The organism is Aureibaculum flavum (assembly GCF_016406085.1).
GTDB classification, from domain to species: Bacteria; Bacteroidota; Bacteroidia; order Flavobacteriales; family Flavobacteriaceae; genus Aureibaculum; species Aureibaculum flavum.
This window is the reverse complement of sequence record NZ_JAEHFJ010000005.1, coordinates 227,480-247,907: the sequence shown is the minus strand read 5'-3', so window position 1 is coordinate 247,907 and position 20,428 is coordinate 227,480. Positions and strand designations below refer to the sequence as shown.

At 31.6% G+C, this 20,428-nt stretch carries 16 protein-coding genes; 8 read left to right on the top strand and 8 right to left on the bottom strand.

Annotated features, from left to right (window positions below):
- Positions 1-41: 41 nt before the first annotated feature.
- The 3 genes from feoB to JBL43_RS11960 form a co-directional block, all read right to left on the bottom strand.
- A complete protein-coding gene (gene feoB, locus JBL43_RS11970; protein WP_198841668.1) occupies positions 42-2,150 on the bottom strand; it encodes a ferrous iron transport protein B in 2,109 nt (702 codons plus the stop codon).
- The gene (locus JBL43_RS11965) at positions 2,129-2,383 is read right to left on the bottom strand and encodes a FeoA family protein (RefSeq protein WP_198841667.1); all 255 of its coding nucleotides are present in this window, start codon (positions 2,381-2,383) and stop codon (positions 2,129-2,131) included. Before JBL43_RS11965 ends, feoB begins: the two co-directional genes overlap by 22 nt.
- A 99-nt stretch (positions 2,384-2,482) precedes the next feature.
- Positions 2,483-3,154 carry an SCO family protein gene (locus JBL43_RS11960; protein WP_198841666.1) on the bottom strand — a complete coding sequence of 224 codons (672 nt, stop codon included), beginning with the start codon at positions 3,152-3,154 and terminating at the stop codon, positions 2,483-2,485.
- A 64-nt stretch (positions 3,155-3,218) separates the two neighbouring features.
- On the opposite strand from JBL43_RS11960, the gene JBL43_RS11955 reads away from it, so the two are divergent.
- Together JBL43_RS11955 and rseP are read left to right on the top strand one after the other, a co-directional pair.
- Positions 3,219-4,148, top strand: a complete 930-nt coding sequence (locus JBL43_RS11955; protein ID WP_198841665.1) for a T9SS type A sorting domain-containing protein — start codon at positions 3,219-3,221, stop codon at positions 4,146-4,148.
- Positions 4,149-4,467: 319 nt separating this feature from the next.
- On the top strand, positions 4,468-5,817 hold the full coding sequence (gene rseP, locus JBL43_RS11950) for an RIP metalloprotease RseP (RefSeq protein WP_198841664.1): 1,350 nt from the start codon (positions 4,468-4,470) through the stop codon (positions 5,815-5,817).
- A 579-nt stretch (positions 5,818-6,396) separates the two neighbouring features.
- On the opposite strand, the gene JBL43_RS11945 is transcribed toward rseP, so the two are convergent.
- The 4 genes from JBL43_RS11945 to JBL43_RS11930 form a co-directional block, all read right to left on the bottom strand.
- A complete protein-coding gene (locus JBL43_RS11945) occupies positions 6,397-6,690 on the bottom strand; it encodes a F0F1 ATP synthase subunit delta/epsilon (protein WP_198841663.1) in 294 nt (97 codons plus the stop codon).
- A gap of 18 nt (positions 6,691-6,708) precedes the next feature.
- Positions 6,709-8,220, bottom strand: coding sequence for a F0F1 ATP synthase subunit beta (gene atpD / locus JBL43_RS11940; RefSeq protein ID WP_138951018.1), 1,512 nt, complete (start codon positions 8,218-8,220; stop codon positions 6,709-6,711).
- Between the two features lie 236 nt (positions 8,221-8,456).
- On the bottom strand, positions 8,457-11,312 hold the full coding sequence (locus tag JBL43_RS11935; protein WP_198841662.1) for a TonB-dependent receptor: 2,856 nt from the start codon (positions 11,310-11,312) through the stop codon (positions 8,457-8,459).
- A 95-nt stretch (positions 11,313-11,407) separates the two neighbouring features.
- On the bottom strand, positions 11,408-14,137 hold the full coding sequence (locus tag JBL43_RS11930) for a T9SS type A sorting domain-containing protein (RefSeq protein WP_198841661.1): 2,730 nt from the start codon (positions 14,135-14,137) through the stop codon (positions 11,408-11,410).
- A 41-nt stretch (positions 14,138-14,178) separates the two neighbouring features.
- On the opposite strand from JBL43_RS11930, the gene JBL43_RS11925 reads away from it, so the two are divergent.
- From JBL43_RS11925 to serS, 4 genes are all read left to right on the top strand, one after another.
- Positions 14,179-14,748, top strand: coding sequence for a hypothetical protein (locus JBL43_RS11925; protein ID WP_198841660.1), 570 nt, complete (start codon positions 14,179-14,181; stop codon positions 14,746-14,748).
- 21 nt (positions 14,749-14,769) lie between these two features.
- Positions 14,770-15,354, top strand: coding sequence for a CHAP domain-containing protein (locus tag JBL43_RS11920; protein ID WP_198841659.1), 585 nt, complete (start codon positions 14,770-14,772; stop codon positions 15,352-15,354).
- An 88-nt stretch (positions 15,355-15,442) separates the two neighbouring features.
- Positions 15,443-16,402: a bifunctional riboflavin kinase/FAD synthetase gene (locus tag JBL43_RS11915; RefSeq protein WP_317193451.1), complete on the top strand. Its 960-nt coding sequence runs from the start codon at positions 15,443-15,445 to the stop codon at positions 16,400-16,402.
- A 36-nt stretch (positions 16,403-16,438) separates the two neighbouring features.
- Positions 16,439-17,713: a serine--tRNA ligase gene (gene serS / locus JBL43_RS11910; RefSeq protein ID WP_198841658.1), complete on the top strand. Its 1,275-nt coding sequence runs from the start codon at positions 16,439-16,441 to the stop codon at positions 17,711-17,713.
- 224 nt (positions 17,714-17,937) lie between these two features.
- On the opposite strand, the gene JBL43_RS11905 is transcribed toward serS, so the two are convergent.
- Complete coding sequence (locus tag JBL43_RS11905) at positions 17,938-18,081, bottom strand: hypothetical protein (protein WP_198841657.1); 144 nt, start codon at positions 18,079-18,081, stop codon at positions 17,938-17,940.
- A 164-nt stretch (positions 18,082-18,245) separates the two neighbouring features.
- Here JBL43_RS11905 and JBL43_RS11900 point away from each other — a divergent pair, with 164 nt between their 5' ends.
- A complete protein-coding gene (locus tag JBL43_RS11900; RefSeq protein ID WP_198841656.1) occupies positions 18,246-20,030 on the top strand; it encodes a tetratricopeptide repeat protein in 1,785 nt (594 codons plus the stop codon).
- A gap of 71 nt (positions 20,031-20,101) precedes the next feature.
- Positions 20,102-20,428, top strand: a complete 327-nt coding sequence (locus tag JBL43_RS11895) for a DUF4286 family protein (RefSeq protein ID WP_198841655.1) — start codon at positions 20,102-20,104, stop codon at positions 20,426-20,428.

Here is a 20,428-nt window from a genome sequence, read left to right as displayed (position 1 = left end):
ACAAGTAAAACATAAACTAAAACAGATTGAATCATAGTTATTTAACTTAATACAGTAAAGGTAATAAAAGAAGCCAAATAAGCCAAGGCCGTCATGCCAAAAAGCTGTAGCAATGGCCATTTCCAACTATTTGTTTCTCTTTTTACAATAGCCAAGGTACTAACACATTGCATAGCAAAAGCATAAAAAACCAATAAGGACATTCCCACAGGGAAATTGAATCGTTTTTTTCCTGTATCTTGATTTATTTCTGCCCCCATACGTTCCTTAATCGTGTTGGTATTCTCATTATCTTCTACACTATAAATAGTTGCCAAAGTGCTTACAAACACCTCTCTAGCCGCAAATGAAGTTATAAGAGCAATTCCAATTTTCCAATCGTAACCTAGAGGTTTTATAGCAGGTTCAATTGCTTTACCTGCAATACCGATATATGAATTCTCTAACTTATAGGTTGCTATTTGTTTTTCCAATTCATCTTGATTCAATTGCTTATTTTCAACTTTACTTTTAACGATTTTTTCTGCGTTATCAAAAGAAGCTGGACCGTTAGATGCTAAGAACCATAATATAATTGAAATTGCTAAAATGATTTTTCCTGCACCAAACACAAATGCTTTTGTTTTTTCTAAAACCGTAAATACTATATTTTTTAATGAAGGTATTTTATAGTCAGGCATTTCAATAATAAAGAAACTTTTACCTTTTACTTTTAATGTTTTATTCAATAACCAACCAGATACAATAGCTGATACAAACCCCAATAAATACAACGACATTAATGCTAAACCTTGTAAACTAAAAATACCCAAAATTCTTTGTTGCGGTATTATTAAAGCTATTAAAATAGCATATACCGGTAAACGGGCAGAACATGTTGTAAAAGGTGTAACCAAAATGGTTACTAGACGCTCTTTCCATCCTTCAATATTTCTTGCAGCCATAATTGCCGGGATTGCACACGCAGTACCAGAAACTAATGGCACAACACTTTTACCACTCATCCCAAAACGACGCATAATCTTATCCATTAAAAAAACAACCCTACTCATATAGCCAGTTTCTTCAAGAATTGCAATGAATAAAAATAATATGGCAATCTGAGGTATAAAAATAACGATACCGCCAATACCAGGTATAATACCTTCAACTAATAAATTACTAAATACACCTTCTGGTAATTGATTTTTCGTCCATTCACTTAAATTGGCAAAAGTGGAGTCTATTAAATCCATTGGGACAGTAGCCCAATCAAAAATTGATTGAAAGATCAACAATAATATAAGAGCAAAAATTACATAGCCAAAAATTTTATGGGTAAGTACTTTATCAATTTTATGACGCATACCCGTAGCTTTTTCAGCATCAGTTATATATGTTTTTTTAAGTATATGATTAATGTACTGATACCGCAGAATCGTTTCCTTATTCTGCATTTTATTGAGTTTTATCTTGTCAGCTTCAAAACTCTCAATACGGTCTTTAAATTTCGGAGGTATTGAAGTAAGGTTTTGGCTTTGTGTTACTAAAAGCCAAGCTTTATATAAAGAAGTATCTGCAAATTTTTCTTTTAGTTCTTTAAAAAACTGTGCATCAATTCTATCAGCTATATCTGCAATTTTTAATGTATTTGCCTCTTTATAGTTGGCGATTGCACGTTTCACTTTTCCAATCCCCAATCTTTTACGAGCACTAATGAGTACTACTTCTGACTTCAATTCCTTTTTAAGTAATTCAATATCAATGGAAATACCTTTTTTTTCCATTCGATCGGACATGTTGATAACTAAAATAGCAGGTATTTCTAAGTCTTTAATTTGGCTAAATAAAAATAAATTCCGCTTCAAGTTCTCTACATCAGCAACAACTACTACAACATCAGGATAATTACTTTTATCAATACCTATAAAGGTCTGTAATACAATATTCTCATCTAAACTTGAAGGATTTATACTGTAGGTACCAGGCAGGTCTGTTATTTTAGCAAAGACTTCTCCTTGCATTTTAGAGGTTCCTGTTTTTTTCTCTACAGTTACACCCGGATAATTGCTCACTTTTTGATTTAATCCTGTTAACTGATTAAACAAAAGTGATTTACCGGTATTAGGATTACCTACTAATGCTACATTTATGACTTCAGAATGTCGCATAAGTTTTTGATTTTGGTAACTTTTATAAGTGAAGCCGTTTCTTTTCTAATGGCCAAATGACTACCATTTACTTTAATATATAAGGGATCTTTTAAGGGTGCAATTTGCATTAATTCGACCTCTTTTCCGGGTAAGCACCCCATTTCTAATAGCTTTAAAGGCACGCTATCAAATGGAATATCATCAATAACTCCGATTTCCCCAACGATAAGATCTGCTATAGTAGTACTCAATTTTTATTTAGATTGATTATAAATACTGTGCGAAAATACGTAAATTTTAATAAATCAATATGATAAATATCATTAAAAACTAATGTTATTCTACAGATGTCAATTATTTTTCTTTAATAATTGAATATCTTTTATAATTTGCTGTATATCTTCTTTGTTTGTACCATCATAGAAACCTCTAATCTGCCTTTTCTTATCAATCAAGATAAATTGCTCCGTATGAATAAAATCTTGTTCACCTCCATCACCTTCATCAAGTACCGCAAAATATGACTTTCTAGCTAAATTATAAATTTGTTTTTTGTTCCCAGTAACCAAATTCCACTTCCCATCAATCACTCCTTTTTTATCTGCATAAGCTCTTAAAATTGGTATACTATCAATAACAGGCGTCACAGAATGTGATAAAAATTTCACCGTACTATCATTTTTAAAAAAAGTTTGAAGGTCTACCATATTTGTAGTCATAATTGGGCATATGGTTTGACATCTCGTAAAAAAAAAATCTGCTACATAAATTTTATCTTTATAATCTTGTTCTGTAATTGTTTCTCCATTTTGATTTGTTAATTGGAAATCAACTATTTTATGATTGTATTTAATATGCTTTACAGAATCATCAACCAATAGTGGATTAACATCAGCAGGATTATAAATTGGCAATCTTTTTTTAGGAACCATTAAAAAGTAGCCGATAATTACAAGCACAACAAATAAAACGCCTATTCTGATAACCGATGGAAGTGATTTTTTAAAGAATATTAAATCCATAGCATTTTTTTTATATATTTGGGGTGACTTTGCATTTCCCCTATCCTTTGCAAAGTTATTGCTTATGAAGAAAAAATTACCCCTAATTCTATTAATTTTTTCATGTTTTTTATTCAGTCAAGAAAACATGAATATACATGATGCCTATTTGCAGGAACTGATTTCAATTCCTGAAGATGAGGTTGCAACAACCTTAGAAATTAAAGATGCTAATTGGCGAAAAACGACCATTGAAAAAATCACATCTGAAAGTTATAGAGAACCTAGTTTTTTAAAAACTGCTATGGTTTTGCATATGCTCAACTATAAGTTAGGCCATGAAAACTATATAAATGGTATTGACGCGTATTTATTAGAAATGAATGATAATAAATCAGCAGCTTCAATAAAAGATTTTCAACTCTCTTTAGAGGTACAAACAGGCGAAGATTTATCCGACTTCTTTAATGACTGGACTGTAGGTAAAGGTTTTCCCTCTTACGAAATCAGTTGGTTTCAAAATGGAAAAAATAATGAAATAACAATTGTTGCGTCACAAACCCAATCAGACCCATCAGTATCATTTTTTGAAATGCCAATCCCTATCAAAGTGAGTAATAAAAATGGTGATTCACAAATAATTAGACTTAAACTTTCTGAAAATAAACAAAGTTTTACAGGTAAAATACCTTTTATAATTGATACGGTTGAAGTAGATCCGGAACATCATATAATAAGCCAAAACAATACGGTAAAAAACGGTGTAGATCAAGAAGTTTTGAGTACAAACATTTCAATTTACCCAAACCCTGCTAAGAATTCTTTAAACATTCAGAATGCTAGTGATGCTATTGTAGAAAAAGTATCTATCTACAACATGTTAGGTAAATTGGTATTAGAAGAAAGCAACCCTTTATTGGCCATTAATTTAAAGCCACTTTCTTTTGGAATACATCTAGTTAAAATTGAAACCAATCAAGGTGTTTTGCATAAGACAATATTGAAGGAAGAATAGCTATTGTAATCAGCCCTCAGTCTCAGTCTTCAGTAAGCAATAAAATACGAAAAAATAAAGCACCGAATTCGCAAAACACTCTATAATAGTATCGTTTTCACTTGTCATTCAGAACGAAATACAGTGCAGTTAAGAATCTTTTAAATATAAACTTCAAATTCCCTGTACTTCTAAACCTTATACCTAACACATTTTTTCACTTCCGTCTTACTGCTTGCAACTTCAAGATTTTTAACAAACATTTTAAAATGCAGCTTTTATGTAATTGGTTATAAAACCTTACATTTGCAAACTGATTTTTAAAACGATAATATAGCAGATGGAGATTTTCATTAAGGTATCACAATTTATTCTTAGTTTATCTATTTTAATAGTACTACACGAATTAGGACACTATATACCGGCAAAAATATTTAAAACACGCGTAGAAAAATTCTATTTATTTTTTGATTATAAGTTCTCAATTTTTAAAAAGAAAATAGGTGAAACTGTTTATGGTATTGGATGGATACCTCTTGGTGGATATGTAAAAATATCTGGTATGATAGATGAAAGTATGGATACTGACCAAATGAAAGAGGAACCCAAACCTTGGGAGTTCAGATCAAAACCAGCTTGGCAACGTTTAATTATAATGTTAGGTGGTGTTACGGTAAATTTTTTATTGGGAATCTTTATATACATTCTAATGATGAACATTTGGGGTGAACAATATTTACCAAATGAGAATTTAACAGATGGTGTTTGGGTACAAAATGAGTTGGGTGAAGAACTTGGCTTACAAACCGGAGATAAAATACTAACCATTGATGGTGAAAAAATTCAAAAATTCCGCGATCTTTTTCTAGAATTTATAAACGGAAATGCGTATACGATAGAAAGAAATGGTGAAGTAATTGAGAAAGATATTCCGGTTGATTTCATCTCCAAATTAGTTGATGGAGAAAAAGAAGATGCCAATTTTTTATCTCCAAGAATACCTTTTTTTATAGGTAAAGTTATTGACACCTTGCAAAATGCAAATAGTGGTTTACAACCAAAAGACATTGTTGTAGCTATTAATAAAAGACCTATCAAATACTTTGATGAGGTTGATGCTGAATTCAGTAAACATAAAAATGAAAAAGTTACGCTTACCGTTAAACGAGACAACAGTACAGAAGATATTGATGTAACCTTAGATAATGATGGTAAAATTGGAGTACAACTAGCGATGATGCCTCAAAGTGATATGGAAAAATTAGGGTATTATAAATTCGAAACCAAAACGTACACGTTTATCGAAGCTATACCCGCTGGTATGAATAAGGCTTGGACAACGTTTTCGAGCTATTTAAAACAACTTAAAAAAATATTTAACCCAAGTACTGGTGCTTACAAAGGATTGGGCGGATTCATCTCTATTGGGAGTATTTTTCCTTCAACTTGGGATTGGCAAACATTTTTAAGTATTACAGCCTTTTTATCTATAATGTTAGGGGTTATGAATTTATTACCAATACCAGCTTTAGATGGAGGTCATGTAGTCTTTACATTGTATGAAATGATTTCAGGAAGAAAGCCAAGTGACAAATTTTTAGAGTATGCTCAGATAGCCGGATTTATCTTTTTAATAGCATTACTCCTTTTCGCTAATGGTAATGATATCTACAGGCATTTATTTAAGTAATGTTTAGGTACAAAAAATTATAATAAAAAAATGCCGCTCAAAATTTGAGCGGCATTTTTTATGATATCTAACTCATAAATTATTCTTTATTAGCATCGTGTTTTCTGACTATTCTCTAACTCTTTTCAATTTTTTTACGGAGTTTAGATAAGAAAATGTTAGAGAACCTTTACCTGTCATCTTCGCTCAAATTTACTAACTTTTAAAAAGCCCATGGATTGCGTGGTAATTCATTTTGTGTTTTACCAAAAGCTATATGCATGAGAAGCGGTTTAACTATCCATCTACAGTAACCATAGGAAAAGGCAATGATTACTAACTTTAGTATTATTCTCATTTTTTAATTTTGAAATAGTAGTGATAAGTATCGGATAACGTTCATAGAAATTTTAAGCCTCCTTTACTATTTTCAATTTAATGAATAAAAATTGACAATAAACGATTGAACTTTACATCTGTTGATGGTTAAAAAAGTTGAATATTTCTGAGTATTGAGAGGTAGGTTAACAAAAAAAACCTCAACGAAATAAGCATTGAGGTTTTAAAATTCTTATAGAATATTAATTTTAGATAATTGAATTAATCAGCTAAAATAATTACGTTGTTATCTTTCAATTCAATAGTTCCTGATTTTATAGGAAATATTAAAATTTTATCATCATCAGGATGTTTTGTTAATTTTCCTGATAAATCGCTAAACTCTTCATGATCTTGCGTATGTGTATGTACTTTTACAACGCCTTCAATTAATAAAGAAACGATTGGTGCGTGATTCTCAAGCATTTGAAATTCACCATTAATTCCAGGTACAGATACCGAATCAACATTCGCATTAAATATAACTGCTTCTGGACTTACTATTTCTAATTTCATGATGTTTTAATCTTTAGTCTAAGCTTCTTCTGCCAACATTTTCTCACCAGCTTCAATAGCTTCTTGTATAGAACCTTTTAAGTTAAAAGCAGATTCTGGAAAACGATCTAGTTCACCATCCATAATCATATTAAAACCTTTTATAGTATCTTTTATATCAACCAAAACACCTGGAATACCAGTAAACTGTTCTGCTACGTGGAAAGGTTGAGATAAGAATCGTTGTGTTCTACGTGCTCTGTGTACAACCAATTTATCTTCTTCACTTAATTCTTCCATCCCTAAAATAGCGATGATATCTTGTAATTCTTTATAACGTTGTAATAATTCTTTTACATTTTGTGCACAATCATAATGTTCTTGACCTAACGTCTCAACATTTAAAATTCTTGATGTAGAATCTAACGGATCAACCGCAGGATAAATACCTAATTCAGAAATTTTACGAGAAAGTACTGTCGTTGCATCTAAGTGAGCAAACGTTGTTGCTGGTGCTGGATCTGTTAAATCATCTGCAGGTACATATACTGCTTGTACAGAAGTAATAGAACCTGTTTTTGTTGAAGTAATACGCTCTTGCATAGCTCCCATTTCAGTTGCTAAGGTTGGTTGATAACCTACCGCCGATGGCATACGTCCTAATAAAGCCGAAACCTCAGAACCCGCTTGTGTAAAACGGAAAATATTATCTACAAAGAATAGTACATCTTTACCTTGACCATCTCCTGCTCCATCACGGAAATATTCAGCAATGGTTAAACCTGATAAGGCTACACGTGCACGTGCTCCAGGTGGTTCGTTCATTTGTCCAAAAACGAAAGTCGCTTTTGATTCTCTCATTCCTTTTTTATCTACTTTAGATAAATCCCATCCGCCTTCTTCCATAGAATGCATAAAGTCATCACCATATTTAATAATACCAGACTCAAGCATCTCACGCAGTAAATCGTTTCCTTCTCTAGTTCTTTCACCTACACCGGCAAAAACTGAAAGTCCACCATGTCCTTTAGCAATATTATTAATTAACTCCATTAACAATACTGTTTTACCAACTCCTGCTCCACCAAATAAACCAATCTTACCTCCTTTTGCATAAGGCTCAATTAAATCAATTACTTTGATACCTGTAAATAAAACTTCTGTTGAAGTTGATAATTCATCAAATTTTGGTGCTTTACGGTGAATAGATAAACCATTTTTTCCTTCTTTAGGCAAATCACCTAATCCGTCAATAGCATTTCCAGTTACATTAAACAATCGTCCATAAATATCATCACCAATAGGCATTTGAATAGGATTACCCGTTGCAATAACTTCATAACCTCTACTTAAACCATCAGTAGAATCCATTGCAATACAACGAACAGTATCTTGTCCAACATGTTGTTCAACTTCTAGTACTAGTATTGACCCGTCTTTTCTGTGAATCTCTAAAGAATCATGAATTCTAGGAAGGTCAGATTCAGTCAAAAATTCAACATCTATTACTGGACCAATAATTTGAGCAACTTTACCTGTAACTTTAGCCATTATTTATAATTATTTTGGTTTCAATTTAATTCGAAATTATTGCAATTAATTAACCCTATATAAGGAACGCAATATATTCTCGTTTTTACGAAGTGCAAAGGTAAATTATTTATACTTATTCTAAAAGTGTTTTTTTAAATAATTTTTAAATCATAGCACTTTGATTATCAGTACTTATTAGATACTAAAAAAAAACCTCACTAAAAAGTGAGGTTTTTAAAAATATTTCTCAATTATTATAAATTAATTACCCAAGAAACATAATACATAGAACCAAGAGATCCTGTGCCAGGAGCACTTCTAAATTCTTTACCTCCAATATTAGTTCCTCCTAATTTAAATGTTGATTTCATACGAGGAACAGTATAGTTAATTTGAGCATCTACAACACTTCTAGCCTCTATAATAGCATCTGCAAAAGTTGATTCCCATAAAAACTCATCACTCCACCTATAATCAACTTTAAAACCAAAGTTTTTAAATAAACTTGTATTTCCAAAACCAACTTTCACCTTATGCTCAGGCGTATTAAATCCGGCTTCATAATCTGGATCAGTATCCTGATCAAAATCAAATTTAGCAAATGTATAGTTAATTCCAAAATCAAAAGAACCAAAAACTTTTGTATTGACTCCTATAGTAGCACCGTATGATGATATATCTGCTTCTGAATTCGTATACACTTGAAATGGTTGGTAATCGCCATTGCCAATAGCTATTAAAGCAGTTGGTGTGGGACCTCCAAATTGAGGTGGTAAATTTGTAATATCTGAAGCTAAGTTTACACTTCCATAATGAGGTGAAACTACTGTTTTATTACCAATAAAATCATCATATTTATTATAATAGGCACTTGCATCTAACATTAATTTACCAAAACCAGCTCTATACCCTAATTCAAAAGCTTGAACTGTTTCTGGCTGTACATATTCAAAATCAGCAACCTTTAATAATGCAGGATTAGGTGAACCTTGTGCTGCACTCGCTCCAAAAGCTTGTAAAGATGCTAAAGTAAATGAATTTTCATAAGCGGCTCTACCACTCAACTGCACTGTTGCTGGAAAACCTAAGAATTGAGCTGTTGGACTATTATCTAATGGTTTAGAAGTATATCTATCTAAATTATCAGGAGCAGAACCAATTAATATTGCTTGACCAGCATCTAAGCCTATATATTGATCTTGTGTCGTTGGGTTTCTAAATCCTGTTTGATATGAAAACCTTAAGTTTCTAGTTTTACCTTCACCTAACGAGTAAGAAACAGAAATTCTTGGAGAAACATTTCCATCAAAATTTTGTGCTTTGTCATATCTAATTGAACCCGTCAGTTTCAATCTATCATCAATTAATTTTTTTTGAACTTGCATATATGCACCATATTCATCATAATGAATTGCCCCATCATAATCAGTAAAGATAGTTCCATTAGAATTTAAAACATATTCTCTGTATGACCCACCAACCTGAATTTCAGCAAAATCAATTAGATTATGAAAGTTATAATTTCCATCTGCATGATACAATTTTGTTTGATCTTGAAATTTGGCTCCAGTGTTTAAGTCTGGATCAGAAGTAATAGCGTCAAATTGAGCTTTAAATTCAGGTGTTCCTGGCTGTAAAGTAACATTTGCATCAGCAAACTGTCTCGCTCCTGCATGTGCAGCATCTTGTGTTGAACCCTGAGCAATAGCTCCTAAAAACGTTTGAGCATAAGCACCAAACCATTGTGTGGCATTGGCCTTGTTCATATTAATACCCGCAAACCTCATATCATAAGAATCTCCAGCATCTTCATCAGTAACGTAACCTCTAATAAAGAAATTATCGTTTCTTATTTCAATTTTATGTTGTTGCATAAAGAAATTATTGATATTATATCTGTTTGCTCCTTGATAAATCGTATTTCCTATTCCAAATTTTGCGTTATAAATTAGTTCTAAATCATTTGCAAAAGGTCTGTAATGAAAGGCAAAACTAGCCTTTACACTCTCCGCTTCATAATCGGTTAAGTCAGACTCTTTATAACCTGTTCTAGAAATAGTTTGTTCACCTAAGGCAGCAGCCACTGATGCTGGAAACCCTGCCCCTAAAGCAGCAGCTTCAAAATCAATTGGCACAGCAACCTCATCACCATAGATATTTGCTTGATCAAACGATGTGGCATTACCAACAGAAGATATAACCGTATCCGGATTACCAGCTCCAGCATCAATATATTGATTGTAATCTGTAGCATACCATTCCGTTCCTTGTAAATAAGATAGTGTTGCCTTTGCAGCAAATTTTTCACTAAATTTATAGGCAGCTCTAATACCAAGATCATAATAAGGATTATCTCCTGCAGCATCTTGCATGGTAAGTCCCGTTTTAAAATAAGTACTTATACCTGCATCATCAAAAGGACTTTTACTTGTCATAAAAAGCACACCATTAAAAGCATTTGCACCATATAATGCAGACGATGCTCCCGGTAATAATTCAACTGTATTAATGTCTAATTCAGACATACCAAGTAAATTACCCAATGCAAAATTTAAAGCTGGCGAAGAGTTATCCATTCCGTCTACCAACTGCATAAAACGGGTATTTGCTATTGTAGCAAAACCTCTAGTATTAATAGATTTAAATGTTAAACTACTCGTACTTACATCTACGCCTTTCATATTTTCTAATCCATTATAGAAACTTTCTGAAGATGTGTTCTTAATATCTCTAGCATCCATACGTTCTATAGTAACTGGAGATTCAAGAATACGCTCTGGTGTTCTAGAGGCAGAAATCACAACTTCATCAAGTTGATTACTTTCATTAAGCATAAAATCCAATGTCTGAGTTGCCTTAGTGACTTCAGCAGTAACTGACTCTAAACCTAAAAAACTAGCTTGAATAGAAAATGGTGGTGATTGATCTACTTTTAAAGTGTATAGACCATCAAAATCGGTAGCTGTTCCAATAGTAGAACCTACTACAATAATATTAGCACCCGGAACGGGGTCTCCGTTAGAATCTGTTACTGTACCAGAAACCACAGTTTGGGCTCCAATAAAAGTGACAAACAAGAAAGAAAATGCAAGAGCAAAATACTTATTCATAATATAATCAATTTGAGTTAATATTGTCGCAAAATACAATATTTTTTAAATAAATATTACGAAATTCAAAATTTTAAGAGCATTTTTTTATTAAATCAATATTTTATGATTTTTTTTGAAGTTCTAACTTTTCCTTTTTGGATTTTTAAAACATAAACACCTGAAGATATATGTTTGAATTCTAGAGACTTATTAAAAGTTGTCGTTTGATTTGTATAATTCCTTGTTAAAACTTGTCTACCATAAATGTCATATAATGAAATTAACACATCATCAAAAGAATTTGTCTGAAATGATAATTGTACTTGATTATTAAAAGGATTTGGATATACTACAAACTCATTAAAACCATATTCATCAACACCAACAGTTTGATTTGTTTGACACAGTTCTAAAGACCAATTGTTGAGTATACCAACATCTCCGTGAGAATTATCTACAACTTTCAACTGCCATGTTCCTATTGACGATATTCCATTAAAGGCAGATAATAAATTTTCCGACTTCGTAATTCCAGAAATTGCTGGTGAAGCATTATTACACGCAAATGAAATTGCTTCATCATCAAAAGTAGCATCTATGCTCTGTCTTTGCTGCCCTGAAGAACCACAAGTTCTGTCATAAATCAATATTTCTGTTCCGTTAGGTGCTTTTAAAAAAATTTGTAAATCCCACAACCATGAATGCGAAATATTTAAAGATACATTGACATCGGAAACCAAAAAATTACTAGGTACATTTATTGTAGAAACCACTCCCGCTGTATTTGCATCAGGAATAGATTTTGGAATATCAGCAGATTGATACGTTGTACACGAAGTTTGAAAAGACCCAATAGAAATATTTTCGTTATTGATAGCAAAGAAAATATTAGCTACAGCTTGCACCATTATTCTCACATTAGGTGAAGGTGTATTTGGCACAATAATACTTTCACTCCCATCATTAGGAGTATTGGCAACCAAAACTGTTGGAAAAGTGAGTCCACCATCTAACGACAATAAAATATTCACATGACTTTCATTAATACCATTACCATCTGTACCTGCAACATCCCAAGTAATAATTTCACTATCATTTTCAGTCCATGAAACCCCTGTTGTATTTTGTGAAGTAACAAGAAAAGGACCTGCAACATCATTCACCGATATTGTAGTATTATCTGAAACTGCCTTACCTTCTCCAACAACATTATCTCTAACTGTTAACGCAAATTCCATAGTTCTAGAAACACTTGGTAAAACTTCCCAAGTTGAAGTACCTCCAGATGCCAATGTTAGTATATTAGGAAAATACCTCTTCGATTCTAAAGCTGGTGGAAATGAACGAAAAATTGCTCCAACAGATTGTGTAGAAGTTGGTGGAATTGAAATTCCACTCACCTCATTATCAACTTGTTCCCAATTATATGTTAATACATCACCATCTGCATCTGAACCCTGACCTGTTAAAACAAATGGAGTGGACTTTGGTATAACATAATCACTACCCGCATTTGCAGTTGGAACGTTCAAATTAAATACAAAATTAGAAACTGCAGCACATTGTGCCGCCCCACTAATTATATTAGTATAAATTTCATCAATACTTACAATATTAAAGTAACTATCACTATTGCTTTGAATATTTTGTTGAGGACCACAAATACCTGCGTATCCCATTAATGTTGACCCACTACCAGGCTCGACAGCAGTATCGTTATTCCTATTAGCATTATCACAATTATTACCTAAATTACCATTGAAGATATGATGGGCTCCAAATTGATGCCCCATTTCATGAGCTACATAATCAACATTAAAACTATCGCCTGCAGGTAATTCATAACCGGTAACTCCTTTTGCTTTGTTAGTAGTACAAACTGAAGCTAAAACAGCAACACCTCCTCCACCTGTACTAAAGACATGCCCTATATCATAATTAGCAGAGCCGATACTACTATTTAAGTTATTTTGATTTTGAATTAACATGGCCGAACCATTATCATTCGTATATGGATCAGTTCCAGGATCGGTCTCTAAATAAATAATCTGATCATTATTAGCCACTAACTGCATAGTTAAAGCCACATCACGTTCAAAAATTGGGTTTACTCTATTCATGGTTACTACTATGGCAGAAAGCACAGCACTGATAGAATCCATCCTTGTACTTCCAACACCAACTCCAACTGCATCAACATGAAACGTTGAATACTCTTCGGTGGCTGCAATTGCTAATCTAAAGGTACGAAGTTTTAGATCGGATGATGAACTTTTTTTTACACCCCTTTTAACTTTAGTAACTTCTTCTTCAATTGTTGAACATTCAAATGACTGATCATTGATAACATCTTTTTTATAGTAAACACTATATTTTTTTCTATTTTTAGTATAAGGATCAATATACATGGTTCCTTTTTCAGGTGATAAAATCATAGCATACATTCCCAATGTATTCGTAGTAAAGTGTACACTTATAGATTTGTCATCTACTGCTTGTCCATGATATGACTTTATAGCTGGAAATTTTTTTGCCAGTTCGCCATCTAAAATTGAACTTTCTTTAACGTTAAATTTAATGAGGTTTCCTTCTGCATCTGGAAACGTTACAATCTGTGTTGCTATATTCGATTTAGTATTAAATTGAAGTGTCTTTTTAAACTTTTCAAGATCTAATGAAAAAAGTTGAAATTCCTTTGTTACTGTTTTTACATCTAAAGAGTGCTCCGTTTTTTCTATAGCTGAAACTTTTGACCAAAGCTCTTTATTTTGAGAGAACCCTTTAACGTAAACCAGCAACATAATTGCTATAAAAAGAAAATAATCGAATTTTTTATTAGACATATATAATGTAATCCTATAACAAATATAAAAGAAGTTTTTAAATGAGATTTAATATCTTTACCCAAATTGATTTTATGAGGCTTCTATTTCTTTGTGTTTTAATGATTTTATTTGCGAACTGTAAAAGTAAATCAAATACAATACCAAGTTTAAAAACACTTCAAAAGCAAACTTTTGAACTAGAAAAATGTGCAACAAACACTAACTGTTCCATTGAAATAACACCTAATTCAAACCTATTAATAGAACAAGACGAATTACAAAACACCTACATTAAATTAGCACCTGGAAACAATACAATAGTTAAATATGAATTCAAAAGAAAAGAGCTACCAAATGTGGCTGATGGCAACTATAGTGAATTGATCTATTTTGAGATTGACGAAAATAATAAACAATTATTTTTAACTAATGGAGCCTTACAAAATGTAAAAATGATATATGGAAGATTCTGCTATTGTAAAGATGGCACTTCAGGTTACTTTAAGGTAACTCAAGGAAGACTTAAACTAATTAAAAATAATAAAGAATTACGTATTGACCTAAACTTTAAAGTGGGTAAAATTCCGCAATTACTTACTGAAATAAAAGAAACCATAACATTTAAATAAATTTAACATTCTATAGTTTAAATGGTAAAAAAAGCACTACTGTCTATCATAATTTTAGTAACCTCTTATTTAATATTCAATCAAGTAAAAAAAGTAAACTTCAATAATAAATATGAGGTTGGACAACCGATTGATAGTTTAAACAATGTTATCGTTTTCTTTAATGGTGGAGTTGGTAATGTCGTTCAAAGAAACACATGTGATGGCTACAACCTCGGATTAGAATATCAATGTGTAGAATTTGTTAAACGATATTACTATGAAAATTATAATCATAAAATGCCCGATAGCTATGGACATGCCATTAGTTTTTATGACAATAGTCTGACCGACAACAAAATGAATAAACAACGAAACTTAACACAATTTAGTAACCCTAGTCAATTCAAACCCGCAATAGGTGATTTAATTGTAATGAGAGGTACACTCTTAAACAAATATGGTCATGTTGCCATAGTATCAAATCTATTTATGGATAAACTTGAAATTATTCAACAAAATGCAGGCCCGTTTTCCTCGTCGAGAGAAATTTTTGAATTGACTAAAAACAATGACGGACAATGGGAAATAAAAAATGAAAGAATATTGGGCTGGTTAAGAAAATAAAAATCCATTAGTTTTAATTATTTTTGCCTGATAATGGTTTTAACTATTTACAATAAAAGTATAAATCAGCACCTTTTAAAACAACTTTGTGAAAATATATCATTCCATAAAAGAATTTACCGGAAAAGAAAAAAGCTCAATTATAACTATTGGGACATTTGACGGTGTTCATATTGGACATCAAGAAATTATCAAAAAACTGGTTAAACAAAGTTCAGACGCTGACAATAATTCCGTTATTCTTACTTTTTTTCCACACCCTAGAATGGTCTTGCAGCAAGGTACTGACTTAAAGCTATTAACTACTTTACCCGAAAAAATAGCCTTATTAGAAAAAACAGGATTAAACAATTTAGTTATTGAGCCTTTTACAAAAGAATTTTCAAGATTAACGGCAATTGACTTTGTAAAAAACATATTGATTAAGAGGCTAAAGCTTAAAAAATTAGTGATTGGCTACGATCATCATTTCGGCAGAAACAGAGAAGGAAATTTTAAACAATTAGAAGAGTATGGTTCTCTATACGGGTTTAAAGTAGAAGAAATTCCAGCACAGGATATAAAAAATATATCCGTTAGCTCAACTAAGATTCGCCAAGCATTATTAGATGGTGATATTCAAAAAGCAAATAATTTCTTAGGCTATGAATATTTACTCACTGGAAAGGTAGTTCATGGTAAAGGTTTAGGCAATAAGCACAACTACCCAACCATTAACATAGATATAGCAGAGTCTTACAAATTAATACCAAAACCTGGAGTTTACATTGTAAAATCCACAATAAATAATCAAAATTTATTTGGAATCATGAATATTGGCTTTCGTCCAACAGTTAATGGAAAGCATGAAACCATAGAAGTACATTTACTAGATTTCAATGCTGATTTGTATGGTGAAACCATTTCAATTTCAATTGCACATCGTTTACGAGACGAACAGAAATTTGATTCTTTAGAAGAATTATTTGCACAAATTAAACAAGATGAAAAATCTGCTAGAACATTGATTGAAAGTAGTGAGATTTCATTTCGTAAAAAGAAGTTTTAATCCTTATCTTTGTCCGCTTAATACCAAAAAACAAACATGTTACAAGTAGCTTTTATTAGAGAAAATAAAGATCACGTACTAAAAGGATTGGCAAAAAGAAATTTTACCGATGCTAGTAAAAAGATCGAAGAAGTTTTAACTACCGATGAGAACCGAAAAACTATCCAAACTGAATTGGAAAACATTTTGGCAGAATCTAATAAACTTTCAAAAGAAATTGGCATCCTTTTCAAATCTGGAGAGCAACAAAAAGCCACTTTATTAAAAGAAAAAACTGGTCAATTAAAAGAACGTTCAAAGCAATTGAGCGAACAATTGGCTACCGCTCAAAATGATTTAGATAACTTACTATATCAAATCCCAAACATTCCAAACACGATCGTTCCAGAAGGAAAAGGAGAAGAGGATAATGAAGAAATTTTTCGTGAAGGCGATATTCCAAAATTACATGACAAAGCATTACCGCACTGGGAATTGGCAAAGAAATATGACATTATTGATTTTGAACTAGGTAATAAAATTACTGGAGCTGGTTTCCCTGTATACAAAGGGAAAGGAGCTAAATTGCAACGTGCCTTAATTAATTATTTTTTAGATAAAAATACTGACGCAGGTTATCAAGAAGTTCAAGTACCATTAATGGTAAATGAGGCATCTGGTTTTGGTACTGGACAACTTCCAGACAAGGAGGGACAAATGTATCATGTTACTGGAGATAATTTATATTTAATTCCTACAGCAGAAGTCCCTGTTACCAATATGTACAGAGATGTTTTACTAAAAGAAAGTGATTTCCCTATTCTTCATACAGGATACACACCTTGTTTTAGACGCGAAGCAGGTTCATATGGAGCTCATGTAAGAGGTTTAAACAGATTACATCAATTTGATAAAGTTGAAATAGTAAGAATTGAGCATCCAAATAATTCTTATGATGCCCTTGACGGGATGGTTAATCACGTTAAAGAAATTTTACAAGAGCTAAAGTTACCTTATCGTATTTTAAGATTATGTGGTGCAGATATAGGATTTACGGCTGCACTAACCTATGATTTTGAAGTATTTTCAACAGCTCAAGATCGATGGCTAGAGATCAGTTCTGTTTCAAATTTTGAAACATTTCAAGCAAATCGTTTAAAGTTACGTTTTAAAAATGAAGATGGAAAAAGTGAATTGGCACATACGTTAAACGGAAGTTCATTAGCATTACCTAGAGTTTTAGCTGGAATTTTAGAAAATTATCAAACCGAAAATGGAATTGAAATTCCAGAAGTTTTACAAAAATATACAGGTTTCAAAACTATAGACTAAAATATATCCACTAAATAACATTCTATTTTTTTAATAAATAAGCAGACCGTCTTGTCGATCCGAATTAAGTTTCAAATTGACAAGACGGTCTATTTTAATCGATGTTGTAATTATATTTAAGGCTAAAAGCCACTACACGGCAAGTTTATGCTTTAATCGCACAAAACGTAATCACCAAAAGCTATATCAAAAATTCTTTTAAAGAAAATTAGAACTTCTAATAACTAATTAGCGACAACAGCCACCATTAATCTTTTATAACGATTTATTTCTAGTAACGCTTTAAAATAGTCATTGATTTGACCATTCTTCATAAAAAAAGTAGCTTGTTCTTTTGCGTTTTGATGTTGTTGTTTTAACTCGTTCATGGTAAAAAAAATTAGTTGATTTTAACTTTAAGGCAATGATTATGCCAAAATGCAAATTGGGTTAAGTAATTTTTTTATCTCACGTATTATTTTTAATTAGTTAAAACTTCTTTTATTACCTTTGAAGCATATGTCAAATTAATTTCGACACAAGCTATAACGACATGCCATCTAAAATTATTGTACTGTTTTTTTTAATTTCATCATTTTGTAGTGCACAAAATGCTAATTTGGCCAACATGTACTTTGAGCGTGGCGATTATATACTCGCCAAATCACTGTACGAGCAACTCTATAAAAAAAACGATGTAAGACGCGATTATTTTAAACGGTTACTCTCTTGCTACCAAGCACTTGAAAACTACGATAAAGCTACCTCTTTACTTATCAAACATCAAAAAAAATTCAGAGATCAAACCAATTTATGGGTTGAAATAGGTTATAATTTCCAGTTGCAAGGGAAAACAGAAGAAGCTGTAATAAATTATGAAAAAGCACTTAAATATATTGAAAATGACCCCTATCAAGGTAATGTCATGGGCCGGGCTTTTGAAGAAAATCATTTAACAGATTACGCTTTACGATCCTACAAAAGAGCAATGGAGTTGAATCCTAATTTAAATTTAGACCTTAATGTAGCCTATCTATATGGTGAAAAAGCAGATATTGAAAATATGTTTGACAGCTATTTGAATTTAGTTGAAAAAAACGAAAAATATTATGCTACTGTGCAACGATATGCTGGTAGATTTATAACTGACGATAGTGAAGACCCTAGTAATGTTCTCTTCAGAAAACTCGTTTTAAAAAGACTACAGAAGAATCCGAACAACTCATGGAACAAATTATTGAGTTGGTTATTTACACAACAAAAAGACTATAACAAAGCTCTAGTTCAAGAAAAAGCTCTATTCAAAAGAAATTCAGAAAATTTATTTAGAATAGAAGAACTAGGCGACATTGCTTTTTATGACAATGATAACACTACTGCACAAGAAGCCTTTAGTTATGTTTTAGAAAATACCAAAGATCAAAATTCAATATTAAATGCCCAATACTACTTATTAAATGTGGCTATTAAAACTGCGGTGACAAAAAAAGAAATACAAACTGTTGAAGAACAGTTTCAAGAATTATTTACTGAATACGGTCGCACTTTTACCACTTTAGATTTACAAATGGCTTATGCTGATTTTTTAACCTTCACAAAAGACGAACCTGAAAAAGCGATTGTTATTTTAAAGGATGCACTCAAAGAAACCACTTCTGATTATCAACATGGTAATTTTAAATTAAAATTAGGAGATGTGTTGGTTTATACCAATAGATTTAACGAGGCATTAATCAATTATTCACAGGTACAAACAGATTTAAAAAACAGCACACTTGCACAAACGGCTCGCTTTAAAGTAGCTCAAACATCTTATTTTAAAGGCGATTTTAAATGGGCATTATCACAATTAAAAGTATTAAAAAAATCAACATCACAATTGATTGCCAATGACGCCTTAGAACTTCATTTATTAATTTCTGAAAATATTATAGGGGACACTTTACATACTTCATTAAAAATGTATGCCAAAGCAGATGTATTGGCATATCAAAATAAAACACAAGCAGCTATTGATACATTAAACGCTGTTTTAATAAAATTCAAAGGTGGTGCTATTGAAGATGAAACCATCTATAAACAAGCAGAACTCTATACTAAAATCAAAAAATACAACTTAGCTGAAGGCAATTATTTACAACTAATAGAATTAGATAAAACAGGCATTCTAGTAGATAATTCTTATTTTAAATTGGCCGAATTATACCAAAACAACTTAAATAATAGCGATAAGGCAAAAGAAATGTATCAAAAGATTATTTTTGAATTTCCAAATAGTATATATTTAGTTGAGGCAAGAAAACAATTCAGGAAATTGAGAGGTGATATAATTAACTAGCGTTAATAAATTACAAAAAGACAAATTTCAATTTTGGGATTTGAGATTTTAATAATTAAAAATTATTTTTTATGTATATCTATAATGTAACTATAAACATAGAAAGTTCTATTGAGCAGGAATGGCTTAAATGGATGCAAAACGAACACATACCTCAAATGTTAGAAACAGGTAAGTTTTTTGAAGCTAAAATGTGTCAAGTAATGGTTCAAGAAGAAACGGGCGTTACCTATTCTATTCAGTATACTGCTGAAGACAAAGAAGCAGTAGAAAGGTATTATAAAGAAGATGCTGACGAGCTTAGGCAAGAGACTACAAAATTATTTGGCAGTAAATTTGTAGCATTTAGAACAGAATTAAAGGTAGTAAATCACGTTAAGAATTTTATAAAATCATAA